Source organism: Lentilactobacillus sp. SPB1-3, from assembly GCF_026913205.2.
Taxonomy (GTDB): domain Bacteria; phylum Bacillota; class Bacilli; order Lactobacillales; family Lactobacillaceae; genus Lentilactobacillus; species Lentilactobacillus terminaliae.
In genome coordinates, this window is the sequence record NZ_CP168151.1 from 1217191 (window position 1) to 1230611 (window position 13421).

Sequence of the window (13421 nt, forward strand, 5' to 3'; positions counted from 1 at the left end):
TAAAATTAATGAATGTACATAGCATCCCCAAAACTAAAGAATCGATACTTTTCTTCAATTGCGTGATGATATGCATTCAAAATATTATCTTTACCAGTAAATGAAGCGACTAGCATAACCAGAGTCGACTTTGGCAAATGAAAGTTCGTAATAAATGAATCGACGACTTTCCATTCGTAACCTGGCTTAATAAAAATATCAGTCCAGCCTGAATCAGCTTTGATTGCACCATTAAATTTTGAGCCAATTGTTTCCAAAGTACGAATTGAAGTCGTCCCAGTGGCAACGATTTTACCACCACCATCTCGCACAGCATTTAAAGCTTCAGCGGCTTCATCACTTAATCGATAAAATTCACTGTGCATCTTATGGTCCTCAATGTTTTCTTCATCCACCGGCCTAAAAGTTCCTAAACCAACATGAAGTGTTAAGTAGACTAGCTTGACACCTTTGTCTTCTGCTTTCTGTAAAAGCTCTTTAGTCCAATGAAGACCCGCGGTTGGTGCAGCAGCGGAGCCCATTTCCTGGGCATATACGGTTTGGTATCGGTCAGGATCGGATAACTTTTCTTTAATATATGGCGGAAGTGGTGTTTCACCAAGCTCATTTAAGATTTCAATGAAAATACCGTCGTACTTGAATTCGATTTCTCGACCACCGTGATCTAATTCTTTAGTAACAACCGCAGTGAGTTTTCCATCCCCAAAAGAAACTGTGGAACCAACTTTGAATTTACGCGCTGGCTTCATCAATGTCTCCCATCGATCCCCTTCGATGTTGTGTAATAGGAGAACTTCAACATGACCACCAGTGTCCTTCTTTTCGCCATATATCCTAGCTGGCATTACTTTAGAGTTATTCATCACTAGAGCATCACCAGGATTTAAGTAATCCAGGATATCATAAAAATGACGGTCTTCGGTTGCTCCTGTCTGACGATCTAAGACTAATAATCTAGATGTATCTCGATTTTTAATTGGAGTTTGCGCAATTAATTCCTGTGGTAAATCATAGTTAAAATCTTCGAGAGTATATTTGTTTTCCAACTCGTCTTCCTCCATGGATTAGCTATTTATTAGGATTTTCAGGATATCCCAGATGTTCATATCCCTTTGCAGTTACCATTCGGCCGCGGGCAGTTCTTTTAAGAAGGCCAATTTGCATTAAATATGGTTCATACATTTCAGCAATCGTATCAGTTTCTTCGCCAATGTTGGCAGCTAACGTGTTTAAACCAACAGGACCGCCATCATAATATTCAATCATCGTTTTTAATAGTTTCAAATCAGTGTCATCTAAACCAAGATTATCTACTTTTAATAAGTTCAATGCGTATCGGACAATCTCAATATCAATGCCATCTTTACTTGAAACTTGTGCGAAATCTCTGATTCGTTTTAACAACCGATTAGCAATTCTGGGCGTTCCCCGTGACCTTAAAGCAACTTCATAAGCCGCGTCACTAGAAATTGCAATCTTAAAAATATCCGCCGTTCGTTTAACGATGTTATCGAGCTCCTCAGGGCTGTAATACTTCATATGGGCAACTATCCCAAACCGATCCCTTAACGGTGCTGAGAGAGCGCCTGCTTGCGTTGTCGCACCAATAAGGGTAAATGGAGGCAACGGAAAGTGAACTGGGTGTGCACTAGGCCCTTGACCAACGATAATGTCGACGAAGAAGTCCTCCATTGCAGAATAGAGCATTTCCTCAACGATTTTTGGTAATCGGTGAATTTCGTCAATAAATAAAACATCACCGGGCTGAAGTTCATTTAGAATTGAAAGTAAATCTCCCGGTTTATCAATGGCGGGACCACTGGTTGTCCGAATATTTACCTTCATTTCATTGGCAATGACCATAGCTAAAGTGGTTTTACCTAGTCCTGGTGGGCCATAGAGTAACACATGATCTAATGACTCTTCTCGCTGAGTTGCTGCTTGAATGTAAACCTGTAGTTCATTTTTAATATCGGATTGACCAATGTATTGATTCAATAGCTGTGGTCGCAACGACATTTCAATTGCTTCTTCATCAGGATTCTCAACGTCAGAAGATATTATTCGTTCATCATTTGTATCACTCAAAGAAATTCACCTCCTACTTCATTAATAATTTAAGACCTAAGCTTAGATATTCGTCAGTTGATAGGCCCTCTTCGACCGCCATTTCATCTTCAATCCCGCTAACTTGTTTAGAAGAATAACCAAGCGCCGAAAGAGCTAGAATGGCGTCGCGTAATTCCGTACTCTGTTGCTTATTGGTGGCATGAGATTCTTCAACAGGATCGTCAAATAAGCTAGCTTCAATGTCACCAAGCTTGCCTTGTAAGTCTAAGATGATTTGTTGGGCTGTCTTCTTACCAACCCCAGGAAATTTAGTTAAGAATTTAGCATTTCCTTCGTTGACCGCACTGATTAATCCAGTTCGGTCATTCCCAGCTAGGATTGCCAATGCACTCTTAGGACCAATGCCTGAAACAGCAATTAATTTTAAAAACAATTGTTTATCTTTAGCATCAAAGAAGCCAAAGAGCAGCAAAGCATTTTCACTCACTGACTGGTATACATAAACCCGCACATCCGGTGTGCCCACCTCAAAATGGTATGGGTCAGCCGTATAGATGTAGTATCCAATTCCACCTGTTTGAACAACAATATGGTCTGGAGCAACATCTACGATCATTCCTTGAATAAATTCAAACATGGTATTCCCCTGTCTCTAAAATTTGTCCATTAAATTGTATCACATTAGCATTTTAAATCATTGATTCCTTGGTGTTATGTGGGTCTTGAATTCTCTTAAACATTTTTTCAATATCTTCATTGGTGAATTTAACCAAAACTGGTCGACCATGAGGACAATTATATGGATTTTCACATTCAGGTAGTCGTTTTAGTAGGGCTTTGGCTTGTCGCTCGTCAAGATGATGGTTAGCTTTGATTGCTCGCTTACAACTCATCATAATGGCTGTTTTTTCTCGAAATGCAGCAACCGAAATCTTTTGATCATTCAAAATCCAATCAATCATCTCTTTGAGCGTTGATTCTTCTTGCCCTTCCTTAAACCACATTGGATGATGATGCACAATAAAACTGTTTTGACCAAAATCTTCCAGATAAATACCTAATTCTTGGAGAATAGATAATTTTTCCGTAATTAACAGATAGTCAGTAGTTGAGTAATCTAGAATGATTGGTACCAATAAATTCTGCTGGTCAGGACTTACCTCGCCAATTTTCTGACGATAATATTCATAGTTAACTCTTTCTTGCGCAGCATGCTGATCAACTAAAAACATCCCTTCAGCGGTTTCCGCAATCAAATAAGTACCATGAACTTGACCGATATAATTTAAATCAGGAAATCCTGATTCAAAGTGATTTTCATCAATCTCTGCCAAACGTTCTTGTTGTGGCTTTAAAGGTTGAGAGTCATTAGCAATTGATAATTCTGATGGCGCTTGAATATCCACAAAAACTGGCAATGAGTCCGGCTCATTAGCTAACCGGCCTTCAAATGCATGTACTTCAGAAGTATCTAGCTCACGTCTGTCATTAACGATGATTGGTTCTGTTAATTCATCCGGCAACTCATAAGGCCGAGAATCCTCTTCAGTAACTTTGACCGGCTGGGTAACAGTACTTGAAGCAGTTTCATTCGTATCCACCAAAGTCGTTTCAACAACAGAGCTTGTCGGTACAGACTGTTTGAATGATTCAGCTGCGTCAGGAATCAGTCGCTTATCTGCCAAAGCCGTTGAGATAGCCTGATAAACAAGTCTTGATATTGCAGTCTCATTGCTGATACGGACTTCTTGTTTTGTTGGATGAACATTAACATCAATCAATGCTGGATCGACATTCACTTCAATTACAGAAATTGGGTATCGCCCAATCATTAGTTTTGAACCATATCCAGAAATAACGGCTTTTGTTAACCCGAAATTCTTAATGTATCGGCCATTCAAAATCAAGGATATATAGTTTCTAGAAGCGCGAGTTAATTCTGGTAAACTTACGTATCCATTAACCTGAATGTCTAAATCACTGGCGGATATCTTAACCATCTTACTAACCGTCTTCATTCCATAAATCGCTCCTAACACCTGTAAGAGGTTATCTCGACCAGATGTTCTTAACAATTCTTTACCGTTGCTAGTGAGCGAAAATGCGACCTCTGGATGACTAACAGCCAAACGGTTCACCATGTCTGAAATTCGAGCTAATTCAGTGTTAGGGGAGCTCATATATTTTAGTCGGGCTGGAGTGTTATAAAACAGCGAAGAAACCTCGATAGTAGTTCCCTTGCGGGCCTCAGCTGGTTTTTCACTGACTAATTTGCCACCCTGGTAATCAACTTCCACACCTTCGTTACCCGTGGAAGTTTGCATCCTAACCTTAGCAACTGATGAAATAGATGGTAATGCTTCTCCTCGAAAGCCTAAACTTCTAACTCGAAACAAGTCTCGTTGCTCACTGATCTTACTAGTTGCGTGACGTAAAAAGGCAGTTTTTACCTCAGTAGGATCTATCCCATCGCCATCATCAACTATCTTAATTAGCTTTAAGCCAGAATTTTCAATAGTTATATTGATTTCAGTACTATTGGCGTCAATCGCATTTTCAACTAGTTCTTTCACTACTGAAGCTGGCCGTTCAACCACTTCTCCAGCAGCAATTTGATTAGCTAGTATAGTTGGTAATTCATGGATTTTTGCCATTCTGCTCACCTAGTCCTTTTTTATCCTCTGCTGCCATTTATATACTTGATTCATAATTTCCATTGGTGTTTTCGACATCAAGTCTAGTTGTTTGATTTGATTGATAACAGTTGCCTGCTTTTCATCAACCTGATCCATTGGGAACAACGAAATTTGTTCTTCCTCAGCATGACCGTTATTGATTGATGTTTCGACTTGCGGTTCATTCGTCGCTGCTTTAGCATCCAATGTTTGATCATCGTTATTCTGCAAATTATCCAAAATCGTTTCAGCTCTGCCCAATAACGTTTGTGGCAAACCAGCCAACTTGGCCACGTGAATACCATATGACTTATCAGCGGGGCCCATTTGAATTTTATGGAGAAATACTAATTCGCCATTAGCTTCAGTCGCTCCAACATGCACATTTTTTAACTGTTTCAAAGTTTGATCCAAAACAGTTAATTCATGATAATGAGTCGAGAATAATGTCTTGGCACCAATGTTATTGTGCACATATTCAATAATTGCTTGAGCAATTGCCATTCCATCATAAGTTGCAGTTCCTCGACCGATTTCATCAAACAAAATCAAACTATTAGGTGTCGCATGTTTAATAGCATCATCTGCCTCTTGCATCTCAACCATGAAAGTACTCTGTCCAGATATTAAATCATCTGCAGCACCGATTCGTGTGAAAATCTGGTCGAAAATTGGCATTTTGGCACTCTTAGCTGGCACAAAGCAGCCAATTTGATTCATGATGACCGTTAACGCCAATTGACGCATGTAAGTACTCTTACCAGACATGTTAGGACCAGTGATCAATAAAACGTTCGTATCATCATCCAACTGGACGTCGTTAGGAACATACTGCTGATGTCCCAATACTTTTTCAACAACTGGATGGCGACCGTCTATGATGTCAACTTCATGACCTTTGATTAAAGTTGGTTTAACAAATCGATACTCTTCTGACACAGCCGCAAAGCTTTGTAGTACGTCAACCACAGCAATGGCATCAGCAAGTCGTTGAATGTCACGAATAGCTGCCTTAATCTGATCTCGAACTTCAACAAATAATTTATACTCTAAATTTTTACTCTGCTCCTGAGCTTCAAGAATCATAGTTTCTTTTTCTTTTAACTCAGGCGTGGAAAATCTTTCAGAATTTGAAAGAGTTTGTTTTCTTTGATAACGATTCTCAGGAATCTTGTTTAAATTACTTTTTGTAACTTCGATATAATAGCCAAAAACGTGATTAAAGCCAACTTTTAGCGTACTGATTCCGGTAATTTGACGCTCTTTAGCCTCTAAGTCAGCTAACCATCGTTGAGCATTGTTAGTTGCATCACGATACTGATCCAACTGTTCGTTATACCCATCTTTAATGACCCCACCGTCCGTCACGGAAATTGGTGGTTCGTCAGCGATTGCCCGATCAATTAGATCAACAATATTATCCAATGGCACTAATTCTTTTAATAAATCATCAAAATCACTAGTGGCAACTTGTTCCAATATATATTGAACCTTAGGAACTTGCATTAAAGATGACTTCAATTGAATCAAATCACGACCATTCACGCTACCAAACGCCACTCTACCAGATAAACGCTCTAGATCATAAACGCTAACTAATTCGTCTTGTAACTGATTACGCTCAAAAAAATGATCAACTAATACTTCAACGATATTTTGCCGTTGCTCGATTTTAGCCTCGTTAACAAGTGGGCGTTCGATCCATTGCTTGAGCATCCGGCCACCCATCGCGGTTTTAGTTTGATCAAGAAGCCACAACAAAGTACCTCGCTTTTTGCCAGTACGAATGTTTCTAACCAGCTCTAGGTTATATTGAGAATTATGATCCATCTCTAGGAAATCAGATGGTTCATACATTTCTGCACGTTTTAAGTGATCAAGACTCCGCTTTTGAGTAGTTTCAATATATGAAAGCAGCAGTTTTACTACCTGCTTCACTACTTCATTATCAATATCCTGGCTTAAATAACTAGTAGCTGAGTTAGTCGGTAAAATTTCTTGATGAGAAATCAAAATTCCCAACTTCGTCAATGTTTCAGAAATTTCTGTGGGTAAGTTATCACTTAAGACAACTGTTTCTTTACTGGATAAAGAAACCACTTCATTAACTATTTCATCAGTTGTGCTTAAATCGGCCGCTTTTAGTTCACCAGTTGATAAATCAGCGTATGCAAAGCCATAATGCTGACTGCCACTATCGTATGTCAGAGCAGTTAAATAGTTATTGTCCTTCGCGTTTTGACTGCCCGTTTGAAATTGGGTTCCTGGTGTCACTAACTGAATTACTTCTCGCTTAACCATTCCCTTAGCCAACTTAGGATCTTCCATTTGTTCACAAATTGCGACTTTATATCCTTGATCAACTAAAATGTCGATATAATTTTGAACTGCTTTATGTGGCACTCCACACATTGGTACAGGGTTTTTAGAACTCTTATTTCGGTTAGTCAGCGTCAATTCCAGGATTTGTGATCCCTTGATGGCATCTTCATTGAACATTTCATAGAAATCACCTAGTCGATAAAATAAAAATGCATCAGGATACTGATCCTTAATTTTTTGATACTGCTCCATCATCGGAGTAACTTCAGTTTTTGCCAATCTAAACTCTCCTTAATCCCAGCCATTCTCCATTCGATTGATGGTTTCAATATGAGTGGCATTACCTGTTTTTTCATCAATGTCGATAATACAACCACTGATAATTCCTTGACTATCTTCATCAACTTGGAATCGAGCTGGTCGTTGATTAATAAATCTATTTATAACACTTTTTTCCTTCATGCCAAGCATTCCGTTCGCTGGACCGGTCATCCCTGCATCAGTCAAAAAGGCGGTTTTCCCATTTAAAATTCTAGCATCATTAGTTTGTACGTGGGTATGCGTACCAACAACTGCAGATACTTTACTGCTTAAGTACTTAGCAAATCCTAACTTTTCGCTAGTCGCTTCAGCATGAAAATCAATAAAGAATGCGTCAGCATCGCCATTCAGTTCATCAACTAATTCATTTGCTTGTGTGAAAGGATCATCCAAATTATCCAAGAAAACGCGACCCTGAAAATTCATAACAGCTAATCTGAAACCATTCACATTAATAATCGTATATCCTCGTCCGGGAACATCGTTTCCAGGAAAATTATATGGACGAATCAATCGTTTCGCGTCATCAATGAAATCAGTTAGCTCTGGGTTACCCCAAGCGTGATTTCCAAGAGTAACCACGTCAACTCCTGACGACATCATTTTTTTATAACCACTTAGGTTGATTCCTCTTCCCATTGGTGTTGAATTTTCACCATTCACAATAGTGACTTGAGGTCGATGTTCCTGTTTTAAACTAGGAACATAATCTTGAATCATTTTTATTCCTTTATTTCCAACAACATCCCCGATGAAAAGAATCCGCATGCTTTAATTCCTCATTACTTTCTATCAATCCAATTTAGTTTAATTAACAGTTACGATTTTACCATTTATAAAAGAAAAAAGACCAGTCAACAACTGATCTTTTACTTTGCGTATTCAACTGATCTGACTTCTCGAATTACCGTGACTTTAATATGTCCCGGATACTTCATTTCAGATTCAATTTTTTGTTTAATGTTTCTTGAAAGTGCAATTGCCTGAATATCTGAAACCTCATTTGGTTTAGCAATCACTCTGATCTCTCGACCAGCTTGGATAGCGTAACTCTTTTTAACTTCATCAAAACTATCAGTGATTTTTTCCAAACTATCTAGACGATGAACAAAGCTTTCCAAAGATTCGCTGTATGCACCTGGTCTAGAAATTGCAATTTTTTCTGCTACAGCAACCAATTCAGAAATAATAAATTCTGGTTGATTACCTTCATGGTAAGCAGCAATGGAATCAATGACCACTGCGCTTTCATGATATTTCTTCGCTAAATCTACACCAACATCGACATGTGAACCTTCAACGCCGCTGTCAGTGGCTTTACCTATATCGTGTAATAATCCTGCGCGTTTAGCTAAAGTAACATCCTCACCTAATTCAGACGCTAATGCGCCAGTTAATCTAGCAACCTCAATTGAATGACTCAGCAAATTCTGACCATTAACAATCTTGAAGTTTAACTGACCAACTAGCTTAATCATGTCAGGACCCATGGAATGGATTCCTAGCTCGAACAGCGCTTCTTCACCAATTTCTTGGATTCTCTGTTCAAGTTCCTTACGGCTCTTATCAACCATCTCTTCAATCCGAGCTGGATGAATTCGACCATCTTTGATCAATTTTTCGAGAGTCATTTTGGCAACTTCTCTTCTAATTGGATCAAAGCCACTGAGGACAACCGCTTCCGGAGTATCATCGATAATCAAATCGACTCCAGTAAGGGTTTCAAAAGTTCGAATATTACGGCCTTCACGACCAATAATTCTACCCTTCATATCTTCGTTAGGCAGGTTAACAACTGTGACAGTTGTTTCAGAAACGACATCCGCCGAACTTTGTTGAATTGCATCAACGATTAAGTTTTTGGCATTTTCATCAGCTTCAGCAGCAGCTTTATCATAGCTTGCTTTGACCATGCGAGCCTTTTCATCTGCTAACTGTGCATCAGTTTCCTTCAAAATCAGATCTCGTGCTTGTTCGCTTGATAATCCAGCTACCTTTTCAATCTCTGATTGCCGCGCTTCAATAAGTGAGTTTGCTTCTTTTTGTTGTAACAGTAACTGCTGTTGTTCTTTATTAATTTTTTGCTCTTTCCGGTTAAGACTGTTCTCCCGTTTTTCAAAAGAATTATCTTTTCTGTCCAGAGCCTCTTCACGTTGCAACAATCTATCTTCCTGCTTTTGAAGTTCTGAACGACGTTTTTTCAATTCGTTCTCAACGTTACTTCGATAACGATGATTGTCTTCTTGGGCAGTTAATTTTGCTTCCTTAACTAATGTATCAGCCTGCTTTTTGGCTTCTGCAATAATTTCGTTAGCACTACTGTTAGTAGCTTGTTCTTCACGTAATTGATTCTTCTTTTGGATGTTTGTGCCCATCCGAAAACTAATAAATCCAACAATACCAACAACAAGAATAGCGATGATTGCGAGGATTATTCCAGCCAAATTCATGGCTTCACCTCCAAATCATCATAAAATGATTATAGTATTAACCAATAATAAGATGTTATTTGATTATTGACACAACTATCATTCTAATGTGTTGTTGTGACAGTGTCAATCATCTTATAGTTTTAACTAACCTATTATTACAATAATCAAAAAAGCGCTGATCAAAATAGATCAGTGCCTTTTTAGCATAATTTAATAACTAAATGATTATATTATTTATCAGTATCTAAATCTAATGTTTCATCTTCAACAGTTGCATCAGTTTTTGCTTTACCACTGCTACCATCATCATCCACATCAGGAATACCATATGCATCACGAACCTTAGTTTTAACCTCTGCATAAATGTCAGGATGATCAACTAAGTATGCCTTAGCATTTTCACGACCTTGGCCAATTCGTTCCTCACCATATGAGTACCATGAACCGGATTTATTAACGATATCCTTTTCAACAGCCATATCAATTAATTCTCCAGATTGAGAAACACCTTGACCGTACATAATATCAACTTCAGCACGTTTAAATGGTGGCGCAACCTTGTTCTTAACCACTTTGATTCTAACTCGGTTACCAATGATATCAGTACCATCTTTGATTTGTTCTGCTCTTCTAACTTCAAGTCTGATAGTTGAATAGAACTTCAATGCTCGTCCACCAGGAGTTGTTTCAGGGTTTCCGAACATAACACCAACTTTTTCACGAATTTGGTTAATGAATAACGCAATTGTTTTAGTTTTATTAATCGTTCCAGATAATTTACGAAGTGCTTGTGACATCAATCTAGCTTGAAGTCCAACATGGGTATCACCCATTTCTCCTTCGATTTCAGCACGAGGAACTAAAGCAGCAACTGAATCAATAACTACGATATCAATTGCTCCACTAGTTACCAAAGCATCTGTAATTTCTAGTCCTTGTTCACCTGTATCAGGTTGAGACAATAGTAAGTCATCGATATTTACGCCTAAATGAGTGGCATAAACTGGATCAAGTGCATTTTCAGCATCAATATACGCTGCAGTTCCTCCACGCTTTTGAACTTCGGCAACTGCATGCAATGCCACCGTAGTTTTACCAGAACTTTCAGGTCCATAAATTTCAACGATTCGTCCCCGAGGGTATCCACCTACTCCTAAAGCTTCATCTAAAGCTAAAGAACCAGTTGGAACAGTTGAGATTTGAGTATCGGCTTTATCGCCCATTCGCATGATGGAGCCCTTACCGAACTCTTTTTCAATACCCTTTAAAGCCTTATCTAAGGCAGCTTTTCTTTGGTCAGCCATTCGTTACCTCCCATTTTCCGTCAGGAAATGATTACTAGTTCACTATACTAATGATTCATCAAAAAATCAACAAAAATGCGAACAAAAGTTCGTTTATTTTTCAATTTCTGACAAGATCAACTTTAAACCTTGATTCACACACTCTTCTCGAATTTCATTTCTAGAACCGCTAAATTTGAATTCACGAGAATATACTTGGTCATTCGGTAAAGCAATACCAATATAAACAGTCCCAGCGGCTTTACCTTCTAATAAATCTGGTCCAGCAGCTCCGGTAAAAGAAATCCCGATATCTTTTTGAAGAATAGTTTTGGCTTGGCTTGCCATCCAAACGGCAGTCGGACCGCTAACAACACCATAAGTATCAATAACTTCTTTGGGGATACCTAAAACTTGTTCCTTAACCTCATTCGAATACGTCACGAAGCCACCTTCAAAAATGGTTGAGACCCCCGGAACTTCTCCAATAGTGCTTTGAAAAAGACCAGCAGTTAAGCTTTCGGCTGCAGTGATTGTAATATTTTTATCAATTAATAATTGAACAAGTTGTTCTTGAATTGTCATGTTTGCGCCTCCTAAAGTTATAGATACGAAAAAAAGAAGATAATAGCTTATCTTCTTTTGCAAAATTTTTAAAAAGAATCTGAAAAGATACTACGATTTTGTACAAAGTAATCAATTCCTGAGTAAATCGTGAAAAATAAACAGATGTATAGCAAGATTTGTCCGATTGGGAAATTGATTGCTGTAAAGAATACATTGTTTAAAAGCAAGAATATGATAGCCAACATCTGAGTAGTTGTTTTAATTTTTCCAGGCCAAGCGGCAGCAATGACTTCTCCGTCATTTTCAACCACAATTAATCGCAGACCCGTCACTGCCAACTCTCGACAGACGATGATAGCAATTACCCAAGCGGGAGCCATATTTAATTCCACCAAGAAGATAAATGCAGTCATAACTAACATTTTGTCGGCTAGTGGATCAGCAAATTTACCAAAATTGGTAACCAAATGGTTTCTTCGAGCTATTTGACCATCCAAAAAATCAGTGATCGAAGCCACAATAAAAATCAGCGTAGCTATCAGACGAGCACCTGTTAGTACCGTTCCACCAACCGCAAATGAGCCCATTGTAATCGGAGTTGCTAACACTAAGATAAAAAATGGAATCAATATAATTCTAAAAATGGTTAATTTATTAGGTAAATTCATTTTAATTCCCCATATCTTTAATTAATATCCAGTAGTGGTACCTGTACCAGTTGTATCAGAATTTGTACCAGTTGTACCGTCAGTGGTAGTCCCATTTGTCGTGTTATCAGTTGTTGATGATGTGTTGTTAGAACTATTAAATTGCAAAACTACGTTTCTAACTTGGCTGGTTGAACTAGGAAGCTTCATTTGCTTACCAGAAACAGAAATATTAGTTGCTGGAGCATTACCAGAGTTAATTGTGACTGATGAAGTTCCCGATGGCAATGTCACAGTGTGACTTTTACCAGAGGCCAATGTATTCTGCCATAACGAACTACCATCTGCTGTTACAGAAATCCAAGCAGAGGTGTCAGCACCATTTGCCTTAACAACGGCTAATTTGATGGCAGGAGTCTTTTTAGCACCTTTAACTTGGTAGGTAACATCGCTGCCAGAAGCTGAAAGTTGTTTGAATGTGACTGCCTTGGAACTGGTTGTAGTTGCTTTCTTGGCTGGTGCCTTCTTAGTACTACTTGAAGAATTAGTTTTTGCACTTGAATCTGAACCGGAAACTGATACTTTACTAGTTTCAATTTCCGTCTTATTCGTATTGTGTGTGCTTTTTGCAGCAGCTACCCAGATTGCGATCAAAATAATTAATACGATAATTGAAACAACCACGATTGGAATATAGCGTCTGATTTTTTCACTTCGTTCATCAGCTTTTCTTTGCACAGAACGAGTTTGCGGATTATCATCATTCACCCGATCAACATATTCTGGAGCCTCAGTGTCTGGTAAATTATGATTAAATTCATTTAACAGTTCCTGTCCATTAAGTCCAACAGAATCTGCGTATTGCTTTACAAATGCCCGGACGTAAAAATCTCCAGGTAGTGCATCAAAATCGTTCTCTTCAATTGCCATCAAGTAACGTTTTTGAATTTTAGTGTTCTTTTGCAGATCATCAAGAGTGTATCCTTTGGCAACTCTTGCATCGTGCAATTTTTGTCCAATTGTTTCAGATTGGTTTTCGTTATCCATACTGACTCTCCATTGCTTTTTTTATCATTATTTTCAGTATATCATATGATTTCCATC

General features: G+C 38.5%; 11 protein-coding genes. All 11 read right to left on the reverse strand.

Translation table 11 applies throughout. The features are described from left to right. Positions 1–5: 5 nt before the first annotated feature. Positions 6–1061: a tRNA preQ1(34) S-adenosylmethionine ribosyltransferase-isomerase QueA gene (gene queA, locus O0236_RS06130; RefSeq protein WP_268913227.1), complete on the reverse strand. Its 1056-nt coding sequence runs from the start codon at positions 1059–1061 to the stop codon at positions 6–8. 7 nt (positions 1062–1068) lie between these two features. Continuing rightward, positions 1069–2064: a Holliday junction branch migration DNA helicase RuvB gene (gene ruvB / locus O0236_RS06135; RefSeq protein ID WP_372791798.1), complete on the reverse strand. Its 996-nt coding sequence runs from the start codon at positions 2062–2064 to the stop codon at positions 1069–1071. A gap of 37 nt (positions 2065–2101) precedes the next feature. Then, positions 2102–2707, reverse strand: a complete 606-nt coding sequence (ruvA, locus tag O0236_RS06140) for a Holliday junction branch migration protein RuvA (protein WP_268913229.1) — start codon at positions 2705–2707, stop codon at positions 2102–2104. Positions 2708–2759: 52 nt separating this feature from the next. Beyond that, positions 2760–4724 (reverse strand): DNA mismatch repair endonuclease MutL, encoded by a 1965-nt coding sequence (gene mutL / locus O0236_RS06145; RefSeq protein WP_268913230.1) that lies wholly within the window; start codon positions 4722–4724, stop codon positions 2760–2762. Positions 4725–4733: 9 nt separating this feature from the next. Continuing rightward, entirely contained in the window at positions 4734–7346 is a 2613-nt protein-coding gene (mutS, locus tag O0236_RS06150) for a DNA mismatch repair protein MutS (protein WP_268913231.1), read from the reverse strand. A 12-nt stretch (positions 7347–7358) separates the two neighbouring features. After that, positions 7359–8156 (reverse strand): TIGR00282 family metallophosphoesterase, encoded by a 798-nt coding sequence (locus tag O0236_RS06155; protein ID WP_268913232.1) that lies wholly within the window; start codon positions 8154–8156, stop codon positions 7359–7361. Positions 8157–8257: 101 nt separating this feature from the next. Beyond that, positions 8258–9838 carry a ribonuclease Y gene (gene rny / locus O0236_RS06160; protein ID WP_268913233.1) on the reverse strand — a complete coding sequence of 527 codons (1581 nt, stop codon included), beginning with the start codon at positions 9836–9838 and terminating at the stop codon, positions 8258–8260. Between the two features lie 212 nt (positions 9839–10050). Further along, complete coding sequence (gene recA, locus O0236_RS06165; RefSeq protein ID WP_268913234.1) at positions 10051–11124, reverse strand: recombinase RecA; 1074 nt, start codon at positions 11122–11124, stop codon at positions 10051–10053. 93 nt (positions 11125–11217) lie between these two features. Continuing rightward, complete coding sequence (locus O0236_RS06170) at positions 11218–11688, reverse strand: nicotinamide-nucleotide amidohydrolase family protein (protein WP_268913235.1); 471 nt, start codon at positions 11686–11688, stop codon at positions 11218–11220. 68 nt (positions 11689–11756) lie between these two features. Beyond that, positions 11757–12338, reverse strand: a complete 582-nt coding sequence (gene pgsA, locus O0236_RS06175; RefSeq protein ID WP_268913236.1) for a CDP-diacylglycerol--glycerol-3-phosphate 3-phosphatidyltransferase — start codon at positions 12336–12338, stop codon at positions 11757–11759. A 21-nt stretch (positions 12339–12359) separates the two neighbouring features. After that, positions 12360–13364, reverse strand: a complete 1005-nt coding sequence (locus O0236_RS06180; protein ID WP_268913237.1) for a helix-turn-helix domain-containing protein — start codon at positions 13362–13364, stop codon at positions 12360–12362. Between the last annotated feature and the right edge of the window lie 57 nt (positions 13365–13421).